8 protein-coding genes are annotated in these 16,819 nt (G+C 45.9%); 2 read left to right on the plus strand and 6 right to left on the minus strand.

Annotated features, from left to right (window positions below):
• Nucleotides 1–156: 156 nt before the first annotated feature.
• On the minus strand, nt 157–639 hold the full coding sequence (gene petD, locus Q5691_RS21080; protein ID WP_333082815.1) for a cytochrome b6-f complex subunit IV: 483 nt from the start codon (nt 637–639) through the stop codon (nt 157–159).
• Between the two features lie 184 nt (nt 640–823).
• Complete coding sequence (petB, locus tag Q5691_RS21085; RefSeq protein WP_015174799.1) at nt 824–1,492, minus strand: cytochrome b6; 669 nt, start codon at nt 1,490–1,492, stop codon at nt 824–826.
• A gap of 185 nt (nt 1,493–1,677) precedes the next feature.
• On the opposite strand from petB, the gene Q5691_RS21090 reads away from it, so the two are divergent.
• On the plus strand, nt 1,678–1,911 hold the full coding sequence (locus Q5691_RS21090) for a hypothetical protein (RefSeq protein WP_333226859.1): 234 nt from the start codon (nt 1,678–1,680) through the stop codon (nt 1,909–1,911).
• A gap of 25 nt (nt 1,912–1,936) precedes the next feature.
• Here Q5691_RS21090 and Q5691_RS21095 read toward each other — a convergent pair whose 3' ends face one another.
• Complete coding sequence (locus tag Q5691_RS21095) at nt 1,937–4,774, minus strand: CHAT domain-containing protein (protein WP_333346794.1); 2,838 nt, start codon at nt 4,772–4,774, stop codon at nt 1,937–1,939.
• A gap of 254 nt (nt 4,775–5,028) precedes the next feature.
• Here Q5691_RS21095 and Q5691_RS21100 point away from each other — a divergent pair, with 254 nt between their 5' ends.
• Complete coding sequence (locus tag Q5691_RS21100) at nt 5,029–6,648, plus strand: leucine-rich repeat domain-containing protein (RefSeq protein ID WP_333211340.1); 1,620 nt, start codon at nt 5,029–5,031, stop codon at nt 6,646–6,648.
• A gap of 45 nt (nt 6,649–6,693) precedes the next feature.
• Here the strand turns inward: Q5691_RS21100 and Q5691_RS21105 are convergent, their stop codons facing one another.
• The 3 genes from Q5691_RS21105 to Q5691_RS21115 all read right to left on the minus strand — a co-directional run bounded on the left by Q5691_RS21105 (nt 6,694) and on the right by Q5691_RS21115 (nt 16,804).
• Nucleotides 6,694–7,554, minus strand: coding sequence for a Uma2 family endonuclease (locus Q5691_RS21105; protein ID WP_333346797.1), 861 nt, complete (start codon nt 7,552–7,554; stop codon nt 6,694–6,696).
• 661 nt (nt 7,555–8,215) lie between these two features.
• On the minus strand, nt 8,216–9,277 hold the full coding sequence (locus Q5691_RS21110; RefSeq protein ID WP_333215399.1) for a calcium-binding protein: 1,062 nt from the start codon (nt 9,275–9,277) through the stop codon (nt 8,216–8,218).
• Nucleotides 9,278–9,523: 246 nt separating this feature from the next.
• A complete protein-coding gene (locus Q5691_RS21115; RefSeq protein WP_333346800.1) occupies nt 9,524–16,804 on the minus strand; it encodes a DUF4347 domain-containing protein in 7,281 nt (2,426 codons plus the stop codon).
• Nucleotides 16,805–16,819 lie beyond the last annotated feature (15 nt).

A 16,819-nucleotide genomic window follows, 5' to 3' on the forward strand; every position in this document is an offset into this window, starting at 1 on the left:
TCTAAAATCTAAAATCTAAAATCTAAAATCTAAAATCTAAAATCTAAAATCTAAAATCTAAAATCTAAAATAAAATGACGCCCGCTAAAGTTTCCCACCAGTACAAAAGCACTTTACAGGAAAGCCGCAGGCGTCAAAATCAAGCAAACTTAAATCTTAGAAAAGACCCAGTGTGAAAGATTTGTCGATCGGGAAAATAGCACCAATACCCAACCACAGAGTTACCGCAGTTCCCAACAGGAAAACAGTAGTAGCAACAGGGCGGCGAAACGGATTTTGGAACTTATTAACATTCTCGATGAACGGAATCAAAATCAAGCCAACGGGAACACCGGCCATGCAAGCAATACCCAACAATTTGTTAGGCAAAACGCGCAGGAGTTGGAACACAGGCCACAAATACCATTCCGGCAGAATTTCCAGCGGAGTAGCAAAAGGATTAGCAGGTTCGCCAACCAAAGCCGGGTCTAGTACAGCCAAACCCACGCACAGAGAAATCGTTCCCATGATGACTATAGGGAAAACGTAGAGCAAGTCATTAGGCCAAGCTGGTTCGCCGTAATAGTTGTGACCCATGCCCTTAGCGAGCTTAGCGCGGAGCGCGGGATCGCTCAAATCTGGTTTTTTGATAATAGACATAGTGAGAGTGTTCTCCTTTTAGTTTTACCCGGGCCTGGGATTCCGCTGTATTCGTTAGTCTGAATCAGCGGTGCGATCGCAGGAAGTATTAGCCGTAAATAAATATCATGAGTCATGAATTCTGAATTTTCAACTCACAATTCAGCGGGGGGGCAAAAAAAATACCGCCCCCAAAACTCAAAACTTACAACGGGCCAGAGATACCTTGCTTGCGAATCATCAAGAAGTGAGCCAGCATGAACACTACAATCAGCCAAGGCAACACAAAAGTGTGCAAGCTGTAGTAACGAGTCAAAGTGCCTTGACCGACGCTGACACCGCCGCGCAGCAGTTCAACCATCAAAGAACCAACAAACGGGATAGCTTCGGGGACGCCGGAAACGATTTTAACTGCCCAGTAACCGATTTGATCCCAAGGCAGTGAATAGCCGGTCACGCCGAAAGAAACAGTGATGACTGCCAAGATTACTCCTGTCACCCAGGTTAATTCGCGGGGCTTTTTGAAGCCGCCTGTCAGATAAACCCGGAAGATGTGCAAAATCATCATCAGCACCATCATGCTCGCAGACCAGCGGTGGATGGAGCGGATCAGCCAGCCGAAGTTGACTTCAGTCATCAGGTATTGCACTGAAGAAAAAGCTTCTGCTACCGTGGGACGGTAATAGAAAGTCATGGCGAAGCCGGTGGCAAACTGGATCAGAAAGCAAACTAAAGTAATCCCGCCCAAGCAGTAGAAAATATTGACGTGCGGGGGTACATACTTTGTAGTGATGTCATCGGCGAGCGCCTGAATTTCCAGGCGTTCCTCAAACCACTGGTAGGTTTTTGAGTCGGTGATTTGTTTAGAAAACATGGAGCCAGAATTCCTAAAAGAATATTGCTGTGGTTGAGGTTCAGGGCAGCAGCCACAAGGTTTTTTGTCGCCCCGCGCCGAGCAGCTTGCTTTTACTAGCAAATGCCTGAGGCTATTTTTTAAATTTGGAGCTGACGAAAGGAACTCTCTTGTGCGATCGCCTGCAAGCCCTGGGAAACTAAGCGGTGGCTTGTCCCTACTCGCTGGCGTTGCCCGATCGAATTCCAGACTGTGATAAAAAATGTAACATAATTGCCGTGCAATTTTCACGCGGGCGATCGCTTTTTGGACACTTAAAAGGCTTTTTTCGGAATCTCAACATCCGCCCAAGCTACTATGCGGGGAAGGCTGAGCTACAGCAAGCAGTCCGAGCCGGAAACGGGTTTGCCGGGAGAGGCCAAATTTCATCTCGATCGTAAAACTTTACCTTTTGGGTCGATCGATTCACAAACCATTGCCAATCAGAATAAAAGGTGCCCAGTAGAAGGGGTGGCTCAGGCTGTTACTCTGTTCTGACGGCGCGCTGCTGCTAATGGGTTGTTGTCCTGATGCTACAGAGTTGCCTGTAATCAGGGCAATTTGCGCTTGGCGTAAGGCTTCGGCTTTGGTCATATTCTCTTGCTTCAAGGCGGCATAGAAGGCATCCATCAAGACTTGCGTGCCACCATCGTCTACGTACCACAACGTGGAGATCGCGGCCCTAGCGCCTGTACGCTGCACCTGATAGCCAAACCCCAAAATCTCCTCACCGTTACCTAATCTGCCGCCTACAGCCGTTTGGCAGGCACTCAGGACGATTAAATCCACCTTGGGTAACGACCAGGTTTTGATCTCTCGTAGCGTCGCGCGATCGCCATTCCCGAACATAATAAAAGAATCTTCCGGTTCACCAACTAAAAAAGCCGCGTGAGTCGCAAGATGAACAATTGAATAATCATTCATCAACAACACAGTATCGCGGTTAAATTGATTGTCCAATAGTTTCATTGTACCCGGAATTGTCGTCGCTAAATTTTCCACTTCTCGACCCGCAAACGGCAGTCCCGACATTGTGAAATCTCTCGTCCCAACTTTGAACTGATAACTGCCTTGGGTAAAAGCAGCCGCTATAACTTGCAAATTATTTTGAGGTTTTGTATTAAAATCAGTCAGACTGGCAGCAGTAATATTGTTAATACGGAAGCGCTCCACTAACCATTGTTTGCCATCATGTAAGGCAGCAAGAGGAATATAGCGCCACTGTCCATCAGGCGCGTAAATAATAGTTTTAGCATCGGCTTGTGCCAAGTCTTTTTCAATCGGTTTAATCAACAATTGGTAAAGCTTTTGACCCGCAACTTCAGCATCAGCCATCTTGCCATTCCGATTTGTTATATTACGACGAAAATCAGCAATAGCACCATTAAGTTCTTCCCGTTTCACAGCTACAGTGCGGCGAATCGGAGGAGAATAAGGGGTAACTAAAATCAGTTCCAATCGCTCATCCAGAACCAAGGGATAGAGAATGACAGCATTTTGTTGCAGCTTTTGGAGGTTGTCTCGTAAACTATTGAAATTGGCAAGATTGAGAGTTTCTCCACCCGTGACTTGCCTCAGTTGCGCCACCAGTGCAGTTACGGTTGGACTTTTGAGGAATTCTTGAAACTGTTGAGAAATTTCTTGCTGATTTTTTCTCAACTCTAGAATACGCTGTTGCTGGGCGCGGGTTCTGTTAGCAGGTGGAATCTTTTCGATGTTGACGAGTTCTTTACCGAGTTGAATTGCTTTATTTAAAAGGGCTTCGTAGCCTTTTTGAATTTGCTGTTCTGAGGGAGTATTGGGAATTCCTTGAGCAGTTTGGTCGTTGCCCCGCACATTGCTGAGATAATCTTCCAGTTCTTGAATTTTGAGTAAATCTATCACTTGTTGGGCTTCGAGAACTCGGTCTTGTTTCAGGAGGAGATCGGCTAAGTGGCGATAATCTTTGGCAATGGTTTCTGTGTAGGATTGCTGGAATTCTTGAGGAAGTCCCTTGATATTCTTGCGAATCACTTCTCTGGCGTTTACTGATTGCTTGAAGAATACAATCGCTAATTCGGGCTGATTCTGTTTCTCTAGCAAGTACCCGATGTTTTTGAGAGCGTGTCCTTCATCCCCCTTGTCGCCAAATTCCTGGAAAATTACCAAGGCTTGCTGATAAAAATCCCAGGCTAATTCATACTTTCCTTGCTCAAAGTATACTTGGCCAATATTACTGAGCATTACCCCTTCCGACTCCTTGTAGCCAAGTGGTTTGAGAATGGTTAAAGCTTCCTGCAAGAACTTCAGGGCTAATTCATACTTTCCTTGTGCGAGGTAAACAACCCCAATACTTTGGAGCGTTCCTGCTTCCAGGTTTTTTTTGTCTGTTTTGTCATCAATTGTTTTGAGGATTGCTAAGGATTTTTGATAGAAATCCAAGGCTAATTCGTACTTTTCTAGTCTGTAGTGAATGCCCGCGATCGCTTTTAGATTTCTGACTTCACCCCCAATGCTACCAATCGCGCCCCTGCTGTCAAATACAAGTAGTACACGTTCTCTGGAGATTTCTAAGGATTCCTGATACAACTTCAAAGCCAGTTCGTACTGTCCTAGCGCCTCGTAAAGCGTTGCCGCGTTGAACAGCTTTGCCAGCCGATCTTCCGCGAAATACGGTGGAGGAATCGCTAAGGCTTGCTGATAGAAATCCAAGGCTAATTCATACTCTCCCAGGTTAGTGTAAGCTATCCCAATTTTGTTGAGAGTTGACCCTTCCGCTTCCTTCTGACCAAGTTTTCTCTGAATAACCAGGAGTTGCTGAAATTTCTCTAAAGCTTTTCGATATTGACTTTGCTTGGCCAGTTGACCACCTTGCTCGTGGTAAATTTTCCCCATCAGGTTGAGGGTTACTAATTCCCCATCGCCATCGCCTACCTCCCGTCGAATAGGCAAAGCTTGCTGGAAGTAATCTAATGCTTGCTCATACTCTTCCTGGCTGTAGTGAGCCTCTCCAATGTAGTAGAGAGTTGATCCAATGCTTGCTTTGTCGCCTATTTCTTGATAAATCGATAAGGCTTCCTGGAATTTCCTGATAGCTGCTGCATAGCTGCGCCCTGCATTCAGATATTCACCTTCTCTGAACAGGCGATCGCCTATAGCTTTCCGATCTTGATTTGTTTGCGCCTGCGCGACTAAAGGCGAGAGACTCAAGGTAGATGGTAACAAGGGAGAGATGAGCGAAAGCAGCAGAGTGGCAAAGCTGACGCTGACTAGATGTAGACGCATGGTTCAATCCTTCATACAAGAGAAGGTACGGATTGCTATCAATTTGACATATTTTGCATCGATTGTGAGGATATCCATTATCTTTTTTAACTATATTGAACATGATATCTGAAATACGTATGGTGCGTTAGCGACAGCGTAACGCACCATTTAACCCGGACGGTGCGTGACGGCAATTCTTCAATGTTACCATTGATTTTAGTCATTTTTAGCCGTCACACACCCTACTTAATCTTATGGGGAGTTGATCTACTATGAAATCGATTAGCACAGTTGCTCTGATAATAAATATGTGGGCGTTCAGTGGCTGGGGATGGGGAATCGCTCAAGCCGCCGAACCTAATAGCGGGAGTTCTTTTAAAGAGTGGTGCCAAAAGCAAGCCAGTTTGTCAGCCGAGGCGAGAATCACTGTAGAGGTGCTGTTAGCAAAAGCAGGTACAAATGATTGCGAACTCGCTGCCAAAAATCTGTTAAGTGTCACTAAACTTTACCTCCACCAGAAAGGGATCAGTGACCTGAGTCCCTTATCAGAATTGACAAACTTGGAAGAGCTTTACCTCCACAGCAACCGAATTATAGCTGTCAGCCCTTTGGCAAGATTAAAAAACCTTAAGGAGCTTTCCCTTGACAACAACCAAATTGCTGATGTTAACCCTCTAGCAGGACTAAAAAACCTTAAGAAGCTTTCCCTTGACAACAACCAAATTGCTGATGTTAACCCTCTAGCAGGACTAAAAAACCTGAAGTCACTTTCCCTTGGTCATAACCAAATTGCTGATGTTAACCCTCTAGCAGGACTCACAAATCTAACTTCGCTTGCCCTCTACAATAACAAAATTACTGATGTCAGCCCGCTAGCAGGAATGACAAAATTAACTGGGCTTAATCTTGACAAAAACCAGATTGCAGATGTTAGAGCTTTGGCGAGGCTAACAAACCTAACTTGGCTCAAGCTGATTGCCAACAAAATCGCAGATATCAGCCCTCTAGCAGGACTGACAAACCTGAAGACGCTTGACCTTGAAAGTAATCAGCTCAAAGATATCAGCCCTCTAGCAGGAATAAACAACCTGAATGAGCTTATCCTCACTCTCAACCAAATCAAAGATGTCAGCCCTCTGGCAGGATTGACATCTTTGATTTGGCTTAATCTTCGCTTCAACCAAGTAGAAGATATCAGCGCTCTGGCAAAACTGGCAAATTTGACTCGCCTTTATCTGCAAGATAACCAAATTAAAGATGTTAGTTCTTTAGCAGGAATGACAAAGCTCAAGCAGCTCGATCTAGAATACAACCAAATCAAAGATGTCAGCTTTTTAGCAGAAATGACAAATTTGGAGCAACTTAACCTTGAAGGTAATCAAATAGATGTCAAATCTCTGGTAGGACTAAAAAACGTAAGTTCGCTTAACCTTGAGAATAACCAAATCAAAGATGTTAGCTCTTTAGCAGGATTAAAAAATCTGAGTTCGCTTGACCTCGACAACAATCAAATCCAAGATGTTAGTCCTCTAGCGGGACTGAAAAACCTGATTTACCTTAACCTTGAAGGCAACCCAATCAAAGATGTCGGCCCTCTGGCGAGGCTGATAAATCTGAAGTTTCTTAACCTTAAGGGCAAGCAAATTGAAGATGTTAGTCCGCTAGCGGAACTGACAAACCTCACTGGGCTCAATCTTGAAGGCAATCAAGTCAAAGATGTTCGCCCTTTGGCAAAACTGATAAATTTGGGATGGCTTAATCTCCGCTTCAATCCAGTTGCAGATTTCAGTCCTCTAGCAGCACTGAAAAATCTGAGTTCGCTTTATCTGGCAGATAATGCGATCGCGCGGCAAAGTTGTCCAGTCAGTGGGTTAGAAGTTTGCAAGTTTTGAGAAAAATGCGTTGCTGAACTTGCAAACCCTCTTTCCGATCGGAATTTATTCAACATCTGGATTGACTCCGAGCGATCGCAACTGTTCCAACAATTGCTGAACCCGTTGACGTTCCTCAGCTAGAGCTCTTTCCATTTGCTCGGCACGTTGGCGTTCCTCCTCGGCACGTTCTGCTGGCGTCGGTATCCAACCAGTCTCATCGTACCAACGCAGCCACAAACCGACTGTTCCCTGATAGCTACCTTGCCACAATCCCAATCCCAATTGCATTTCTTCCAGCCACAAACGTCCATCTGGCAGAGATAAAGCTTCGTAACGAGTGCCATTCAAACGAAAAACACGTAATTGGTTTTGATAGCGATCGTAGATAATGTAGTAGGGAATTCTTAAAATTTGCTCGTATACTTCCCACTTTGTCGGAGGTCGATCGACTCTTCTAACTGTTTGTCCCAAATCTTCTTCTTCAGTTCCGGGAGAGAGGAATTCAACTATTAAAAATGGGTTAACTCCTTCTTGCCAAACTACATAGCTTAAGCGTAAATTTTCCTGTTCTTGAAAACGGGAAACACCTAAAACTAAAAACCAATCAGGACGTTTGTACCAACCGGGATGGCGGGGGTCGTAATAGAGATTCAGGTCGCTGGCAATAAATACCTCATCTGGCTGCCAATTTTGTGGTTGACAGGTTTGGCTCAAACCATCAGCTTGAATGCGATGAAATTCGTCTGGCAATCCTGATTCTCCTATTAATTCACTCGGCAGATCGTACATTGTAGGCATGGTTTCTTTCGGCGATCGCGGATGAAATTGCTCTGGCAGATCCGGATCGTTGGGATCTTCACTGGGCAAATCGTACATCGTCGGCATGGTTTCCGAAGGCGGACGGGGGGGATTAGTTTGGTGCATAGCATTATATATGCGTTTTGATTGACTCCAGTGTATCTCGAAGCCAGTTGTTGTTACCGGGACTCGATCGAACACTATCTTATGGGGACTTACGCATTACCCCTATATCCTGTAGGAGCAATCCCCCCGTGGTTGCCCCTATCCTTGAGCCTCGTCCATAAATCCTGTCATATCATGTTCGGTCGATCGACCATCAGATAAGTAAGTCGGTGGGAAAATTTATAACGATGTAACAAAAAATTAAGTAACCAGACCGGAGCTAAATTGAATGCGTTTTGTAGGGTAGTTTCCTTTTTTTTTCTCTAGCTTCTACTCCATTAATTACGGCATAAGCCAGCTCTAATTCATCCTCAAACAAATGTCGCAGCTAGCTCGTCTTTTTGATATGTTGCCACTCCAATTGTATCGGATTCGTTTCGGAACAATTTTTGGGTAAGAATAAGATATATAGACCATTTTTAACATAGTTGGGTTTTTTCTCACCTACTTACTTATACCAATTTAATGTGAAGTTGCACATATCTCGATCCCCCTAAATCTTCCTTTATAATAGGAGCAGGGGTTGACTTTGATCGGAATCTTGTCCCACCCCCTACTCCCCTTATAAAGGGGGGCTAGGGGGGATCGGATTCTATGCAGCCTCATAAAAAATTGGTATTAATCACAATTGAAAAGAAAGCAAACTTTCCACAAAAACTGGCAGTATTGGCAAGAAAGGAGTGGGACGCGGCGGTATCGGAAAGCGAATTCCCGGCAGAGATGGCAAGGATGGAAAGTCTCGCGATGGCGGTGTAAACCCAGTCGAAACGATCGTGCAATCTGATGGACTCACATCTGTAACATTTTTAACGTCGGCGATTAAATCCGATCCGACAAATATCCGAGTTCCCCGTGTCATACCGTCATCATAAGATTCAAATCGGTAAGAGAAGAAGTTAGAACCATTACGATCTTGTACGAAACCAACAACTTGAATTTTGTCGCCTTCGACCCGGTTAAAATCCTCAATAACGGCATGGCGACCTTCACCGCCATAGAAGAGGTAAGGGCGGGCATTTAATGAACCGAGAACAAATATGTCGGCTCCATTTTGCCCGATTAAATAATCTATTTGTTCTCCAGTTGATGAAAAGCTGTAACCCACTAATGTGTCATTGCCCGGCCCGCCAATCAGGGTGTCGCTGCCTTCATTTCCCTCAAGCAAATCGTCTCCTGAATTGCCGTTAAGGTAGTCATTATCTAAGTCACCTCTTAAAGTGTCGTTGCCACTGTCTCCCAACAGGAGATCGTTATCTTTGCCACCCATTAACAAGTCGTTGTTGAAGCTACCAAACAAGAGATCGTCTCCATCTCCTCCGAGCACCGTATCATTGCCTTGACCGCCGATAAGACAGTCATTGCCAGACCCTCCCAAGATACTATCATTATCGTCTTCTCCTCTGATTAAATCCGCGCCTTCGCCACCCTCAAGAATATCATTCCCGGCACCTCCTTCAATTTTGTCATCGCCTTCGCCACCGCTGAGACTGTCGTTACCAGAGTAGCCCAAAAGGCGATCGTTACCGATTCCACCTGCGAGACTATCATTTCCTTCTCCGCCATCTAAAGTGTCATTACCACCCCAACCAAATAGAGTATCATTGCCTCCAAGCCCGCACAGGGAATCATCGCCAATTCCACCTACTAATAAATTATCGAGATTGTCACCGCATATAACTACCATAAAATTTTACTCCTGAAAACTATTTCACAACAGTCAATCAATTTGAGATTTTGGATTTGAGATATTGGATTGTTCCCGTCCACTCAATTTTGGGTTTTGGATTTTGTAAGAACTTTAGTCCTGATTGACATTTTGTAGTAAGGGATGCAAGTCTTGCTTCACCTAAATTTGTAACAGAGAACTGAAGTCCTTACTAGAAAATCCATTTCCTGTAGGGACACAAGATTTGCCTGTGTCCCTAATCTTTTAACTGAAATCAGCGATGCTAATTTGGTTGGCTGTCACGCCATTGATAGCAGCTAAAATTTCACCTGTTGCTGTCAAGGTGATTAAAGTTGCACTGTTGCTAGGGACAATAGAAAGTTGCGAGAAGGTTAAATTGTCGGCAAGTGCGAGGAAGTCGATGCCTGGTTCAAAATCGAAAATGATATCGCTGCCAGAATTGGCTGAAATTAAGAAGCGATCGCTCCCATTTCCTCCTATCAAGCTGTCATCGCCGTTTTCACCGCTGAGGAAATCGTCACCGTTACCGCCCAGCAGAATATCGCTAGCTTGACCGCCGAAAAGGCTGTCATTGCCTTCACCTCCACTCAAGCTATCTTGACCGCGATTTCCAAATAGGATATCTTCCCCATTACTGCCGAACAAAATATCGATTTCTTTGCCACCGTAAACAGTGTCATCGCCATCGCTACCGTCGAGGGAATCATTGCCTTGATTGCCATGTATCCAGTCGTTGCCACCTAAACCGCTGAGAGTATCATTGCCGCGTTTGCCGGCCATTGTATCGCTGCCGCTGTCGCCGGAGAGGTTGTCGTCGCCGTCAGTGCCGGTGAGATTGGAGTTACCTGCGATCGCATCTATTTCTCCTTCAATCACCGCCACAGCAGGTGTATCGGGCAATGTCGTTTGTTGAATTTTGGTATCTAAGGCAGTACCCGTATTTTCGGCAATAACTTGGGCGATCGATTTCGTACCTGTACCAACTGCTTTTAAGTCTTCAGAGGTTGCGCCTAGGGCTACTTTTTGCACGCGGGCAACTTCTCGGTTAATTGAAGCTGTTGCAGTGTTGGATACAACTTGGTCAATGCGCTGATTTGCTTCGGCCATTACCTTAGCTGCATCCGGGGCAATTTGCAACAATTGCTGAGTGTTTAAATCCGAGTCAAATTGTTGCGCTGCTGTGGCGGCGCGATCGACAATTGTTGCTAACTGGTTGGGATCGCTGAGATTGAGAGTTGTCCCCGATTGAATTTGTTGAACGATCGCACTTACAACTGCTTTTACGCTGTCGGTATTGTCCAGAATCGACGCACCGTCTATTAAAGCAGCAGTTTGGGTAATGACGTTTTGTACCTTGACCATTGCAGTCAAAGTTTCTACTCCACCCGCGATCGCATTTTCGGTAGCTGCGATCGGATCTAAGCTAGTTATGTCAACATTAGCGGGAATGGAAAGAGAAGATTTGACAAGAGATTCGGCGCGATCGCTGTCAATTCCTTTGTCAATTAAATCCGCTACTAAAGTGGTTAACAAGGTGACAACAGTAGCGTAAGGCGGGGCAGTGACAGGGGTTTCCAAAGGCAAACCAGTTGCCGTATCAATGCCGCCGAAAGCAACAATATTGCCTTCCTCTGGATCGAGTTCGCCATTTTGATTTTTGTCGAAAATGGTGGAGTCGAGATCGAGATCGAATTCGCCGTTATCGCCAGTAGTAGCAGAAGGTTCACTAGCATCAAGTACACCGTTTTTGTTGGCATCGAAAAAGACAGTAGCACCAGCGATGTAACCGTCAATCACAAAACCGCCGAGGCCATTACTCTTGAACCGAATCACCTCGCTAACACTCGCGCCAGATTCATCAGTTCCCGTTACTTTCAGCCAATAATTGAACGATCTTGGACGAGTTGGGCCTAAATTAATCGTGCGAGTTGCCGAATTAAAAGTTAGCCAGGAAGGCAAAGGAATTTCCGGGAAACTTGAACCGGCAATTGGTTGGCGATAGGAACCGCCATTGCGATCAGTTCTCCAGGTAAATGCAGATGAACTTAAATCGCTAAAATTTGCCAGGGCGATCGAATAATTAATGCTGTCGCCCGGATCGGGGTCAGTATCGGTATTGGCTGCTAAATTAAAAGCATTACCAGTTTGAGAAAAACCCAGCGCTGCACTTTGAGAAAACACAGAACGATTTACAACTGGCGGGTTGTTGCCGACAATACCTTGACCCAAAGCCAGCATATCAACGCGCTTGAAGTTTAAGCCAGTATTGATCACGTTATCGTCTTCGTCGTCGCCGTCATTAATCGTGACACCGGTTGACTCCAAGAAATTCGCAAACTCAGTTGGGGTTAGTCGGCGGCCCAAATCTCGCTGCGCTAACTGCTGCGCTAGCACTGCTATTCCAGCAACATGAGGTGCAGCTTGACTGGTACCAGAATAGTTCGTCAAAGGGCCGCGCGGGCCAGCACCGGTAATTAAAGTACCGGGAGCAAAAACGGTTGTTAAAGTGGAGTGGCGCTGAGAATAGGGTGTAATGCGATCGGCATCGGTGGTATAACCAATAGCGCCGAAGCCGTGTGTCCGATAACCCCGGTTCGCATCGTACACCGCACCAATTGAGAGTGAGTTAGGATCGGCTGCGGGGTAGGCAACCCCCTGAACGCTGTTATAGCCCAATGGCCCGAAAGCATTACCTGATGCGGAAACAACAATTACATTCCGTGCTGCTAGGGCTGCTAGTTCATCACTAATGCCGCTCGTGTCGGGGCTGTTGTCATCGTCGTCCCTAATGCCCCTCGTTTGGGGGGTGTTGTAATTGCCGTTATCACCGAGTGACATATTCACACTGGCGATATTGTACGCCGCTGCATTTTCTATCACCCACTGCAAAGCTTGTTCTATATTCGCGAAAGTGCCACTGCCCGTATCATCCAAAACTTTGAGATGAATGATGTTAGCACGGGGTGCCATCCCTGTCTGGACTCCATTTTGGGAAGTAGCAATACTAGAGACGTTTGAACCGTGTCCGTCAACGTCGTCAGCTTCGTCATCGCCATAGGCGTAATCGTAATTGTAGACAATGCGATCGGCAATGCCGTCTGAATCACTATCAGAACCAAAAAATGGGTCGTCTAGATCGATCCCAGTATCCAAAATTACTGTTGCAAAACCATTGCCGTCTATTCCGGCAAAACGCGGTGCTGCGCGGAAATCATCGATGTTAATCAGCGGGGCAGATATGTCAGTGGCGGGAGTGAATGTTCCGTCTATAACTGAGATCAACTCTCCAGCTTTGTAAACTCGGTCATCTGAACCTGTAGTGGTGATGCCTGGAAGACGAGGTTTAGCAGATAGATCGAGATTGTAAGGAGTTTCTCCACCGTTGGCTAAGGAGACTCGGACGTAATAAGTACCGTGTTCTAAAGTGCGGTTAATTGACTCGGATGCGGTGCCCAAATTGTTGGAAGTGGCGATCGTATTTCCGCCACTGTCGAGCAACTCAACTTTAGCATCTGCATTCAGTCCGCTCAGCGACAAGTTGAAGTCATTCCTAGCACCTAAACTGAATTTGTAGTAATCATCAATCTTGCTGCTGCTGATAGCATCCTTATAGCTTCCGGTACTGGAACCTACAGTGATTTTTCTGACTAAATTATCAGCAGGTATCGCCGGCGGCAAAACTGTAGGCGTTGGTGTTGGTGTCGGCGGCAAAACTGTAGGCGTTGGTGTTGGTGTCGGCGGCAAAACTGTAGGCGTTGGTGTTGGTGTCGGTGTAATTAAAGGTGTTGGTGTTGGTGTTGGCGTCGGTGTTGGCGTCGGTGTAATTAAAGGTGTTGGCGTCGGTGTTGGCGTCGGTGTAATTAAAGGTGTTGGTGTCGGGGTCGGTGTTGGCGTCGGTGTAATTGGCGGGGTTGGCGTTGGCGTGGGCGTGGGCGTTGGTGTTGGCGATGTTGGTGTGGGCGTTGGTGTTGGTGTTGGTGTCGGTGTAATTGAAGGTGTTGGTGTTGGTGTGGGCGTTGGCGATGTTGGTGTTGGTGTCGGCGTTGGTGTGGGCGTTGGCGATGTTGGTGTTGGCGTGTCATTGTCGGTTATGGCGACAGTGACAGGCGCGATCGCAATTCCGCTATATTTCGCGTCGGTACTTGTTACCGCGTGATTGATTGTGCCAGTGTGAGTACCTTCTACAACTGTGTCATCCGTCGCAATCACAGTTACAGTTTGGGTAATATTCCAATTAGTAGCGTCGAAACTAATGGGAGTGATCGCACTTATTTGATTCCCCCCGTCAAAGCTGACTGTTACGGGCGCGGTTGGCTGCGAATTTAGCTGAAGTGTATAACTTCCCGTTGCACCGCCTTCTACTGCTGTGGTACTGGCCGGATTAACGGTAACGCCGACTGTATCGCTGTCGCTGTTAGTAGCGCTGACATCGGAGGGATTGAAATTGTTGTAATTGCTGTCTGTACTAACAGCAGCCTCAGTAACAATAGTGTAAGCAATATCGCCGTCAGCGATATTGTCGCCAACACCTGTCACCGTTACCGTCTGCGCCTGATTCCAGTTATTAGGAGTGAAACTTAAGGTATTAGTAGAAACTGTTCCTTCTGCAGGATTAGAACTGCTTAAAGCGACAGTAACAGGTGCCGTAGGTTGAGTGTTGAGGACAACACTGAAATTAGCCGTACCTCCGGCTTCTGTTGTAGTTAATCCTGCTGTGGGATTAACGGTAATGCCGGGAGTTTCGTTGTCGCTATTCGTAACGCTGACATCGGCAGCATTGAAATTGCTGTAATTGCTGTCTGTACTAATAGCCGCCGCAGTGAAAATAGTATAAGTTTGATTGCCGTCAGCAATATTCTCGTCAACGCCTGTTACCGTTACAGTTTGTGGCGCACTCCAATTGGCGGGAGTGAATGTCAGCGAGGGTATAGAAACTGTTCCCTCGGCAACATTGGAACTGCTTAAGCCAACAGTCACGTTAGCAGTTGGTTGAGAGTTGAGTTGGACAGTAAATGTTGCTGTTCCTCCTGCTTCTGTTGTCGTTAATCCGCTATCGGGATTGACTGCAATTCCAGCAGTGTCGTCATTAGTAATAGTAGTTGTCGCACTAGCAGTTGTAATTGTTGGAGTCGGGCCTGGTGCGATCGGATTTGATAAGGTGACAGTAATAGTTTCATCCGGTTCGATCGCACTGTCGCCCAAAACATCCAAAGTAATCGTTTTCGATATCTCGCCCGCAGCAAAATTAACCGTACCATTAACGTCAGTTGCCCCGGAAGTGCCACCGATATTGTTGTAATCGCTGCCGTTTGTAGCAGTTCCGGCGATCGCATAATTGACGCTGCTGGCTGCACCTATACCGCCACTGCGAGTAACGGTAAAAGTAACGGATACAGTTCCCGTATTGCCTTCAGCTACCGCAGCTACAGCGGTGGAAACGGCATAAGAAACAGTGTCGTTACTGGGAATAGTTAGGGTCGCTTGATTTGTCGTCCCTGCAATGTCACCTGCGATCGTACCAAAGTTGAGAATGACTGTTTCTGCATTCTCAGCGATATTGTCCGGTTTAATAGTGACTGCAATATTTTGTTCTGTACTTGTTCCACCTGCGGGAAAAGTTACGGAAGTCGGCGATATGGTGTAGTCAGAATTTTCGGTAGCGCTGCTGTTGGGGTCGATGACAATGGGTACAATGACATCAGCAAAAGGAGTGCCGCCGCTGATAGTAACGGGGATATTAACGACTGTATCTGCATCCCCTTCAGTTCCGATGAAAGTAGCCGTACCGAAATTAATTGTGTTCGGTGAATTCAAGAGAACTGAAACATTATTAGAACCTCTGTTAGCAACTGCGATATCGAGTCTGTCGTCCGCATTGAAATTTGCGATCGCCAGAGAACTCGGATTTGTTCCAACGCTAAAGTTAGTCGCACTGCTAAAACCGCCAGTTCCATTTCCCGCCAAAATTGAAACGTTATTAGAAGCGCTGTTGCTAACAACTAAATCTCCTCTACTGTCGCCATTAAAATCGCCAATTTTAATGGCACTTGGGTTTAAGCCAACATTAATATTGGTCGGATTGCCAAAACTGCCATTTCCTGTTCCAAATAAAATTGAGATGCTGTTAGAACCGCTGTTGGCTACCGCGAGATCGAGAAAATTGTCGCCGTTCAAATCTCCAACTGCGATCGCACTCGGACTTTGACCGACATTAATATTAGTCGGATTGCCAAAACTACCTTGACCAATTCCCGATAATATGGTAATGCTATTAGAATTTCGGTTGGCGACGGCGAGATCGAGTAGATTGTCGCTGTTAAAATCTCCCGCAGCGATCGCGCTGGGACTTTGCCCAACATTCACAGTAACAGGAGTGGAAAAACCGCCTTGTCCCGTTCCCAGGTAAATGCCAACATTGCCTTCAGGTACAAAACCATTGCCGCTGGATTGAGTAATGGCAATGTCGAGTAAATCATCAGCATTAAAATTGCCGACAGCGATCGCGCTAGGATTTTCGATGGCAGTCAAAAATCCCGGACTGTTAAAGTTGCCATTACCCGATCCTAAAAAGATATAAATGCTGCTAAATTCGACACCTTGTGCGGAAGTTATCACTAAGTCGGAAAAGTTATCCCCGTTAAAATTGCCAACTGCGATCGCGGTAGGCCCCAATACCGGAGTCAAATCAGTTCCAGAGTTAAACCCTCCTTGACCATTTCCCAGTAAAATAGAAACCTTACCCGAGGTGGGGTTAGCAACAGCTAAATCTAAGATGCCATCGGTATTGAAATCGCCAGCCACAACAAAGGATGGACTGGTTCCCGCATTAAAATTATTAGGAGAACTAAACGTATTGAGAACGTGGTTGTAAGCTGCGATCGCTTCTGGCAGAAATACAATCCCAGCTTTAATTGTCCCCGCTGTTACTGTTAATTCCCAATCGCCGCCTTTGGCCACACAACCTGTTAAATTATTAGAAGCGGCAACATTTGCTCCTGTTATTTGACTCAGGTTTTTTACAAATTCTTTCCCTATATTTCCTTTGGCAACATTGCACCCGTAGAGCAAAATTTCGGCATTTTGTGTCAGCCCGCCCGCCCATTCTTTAACTGTTTTGACAAAATTGTCGGTGCTATCTCTCAACTTTTGCCAATTCAATTCAACGTTGCCCAGTTGCAAAGAACCGGGCTTTCCGTGGGCAATAATGTGAATTACTGAAAATTTCCTTCCCTGCAAAGCTTCGGCAATTTGTTCGAGGCCGTTGCGGTTAGTTTCTAATTTAATTACTTCGGTTTCAGGGATAATGCCGTCGATTAATGTTTGACAGTCGGGGACGGCAGCATCGATAAATGCGATCGCTTTTGAGGAAAGTTGAGTCATTGACTTTAGGGAAACAGCCGTTGACGCGATCCCTAAGTCTGGGATGTTTAAGTCTGGAATGTTATCGTTATTACAGTTTGCGGCAGTGAAGGATTGGGGACTTGTGCCGGCAGGAAAGTTGGTACCGGTACTGAAAGTAGACATGATTAATTTACCTAG

The sequence above is a fragment of the Microcoleus sp. w1-18aA5 genome, from assembly GCF_036701705.1.
Taxonomy (GTDB): Bacteria; Cyanobacteriota; Cyanobacteriia; order Cyanobacteriales; family Microcoleaceae; genus Microcoleus.

What these genes read in the sequence shown, in the direction of transcription:
- Q5691_RS21115 (WP_333346800.1), bottom strand. Translation starts at nt 16,804, where the DNA reads ATGTCTACTTTCAGTACCGGTACCAACTTTCCTGCCGGCACAAGTCCC.
- petB (WP_015174799.1), bottom strand. Translation starts at nt 1,492, where the DNA reads ATGTTTTCTAAACAAATCACCGACTCAAAAACCTACCAGTGGTTTGAG.
- Q5691_RS21100 (WP_333211340.1), top strand. Translation starts at nt 5,029, where the DNA reads ATGAAATCGATTAGCACAGTTGCTCTGATAATAAATATGTGGGCGTTC.
- Q5691_RS21095 (WP_333346794.1), bottom strand. Translation starts at nt 4,774, where the DNA reads ATGCGTCTACATCTAGTCAGCGTCAGCTTTGCCACTCTGCTGCTTTCG.
- Q5691_RS21105 (WP_333346797.1), bottom strand. Translation starts at nt 7,554, where the DNA reads ATGCACCAAACTAATCCCCCCCGTCCGCCTTCGGAAACCATGCCGACG.
- Q5691_RS21110 (WP_333215399.1), bottom strand. Translation starts at nt 9,277, where the DNA reads ATGGTAGTTATATGCGGTGACAATCTCGATAATTTATTAGTAGGTGGA.
- petD (WP_333082815.1), bottom strand. Translation starts at nt 639, where the DNA reads ATGTCTATTATCAAAAAACCAGATTTGAGCGATCCCGCGCTCCGCGCT.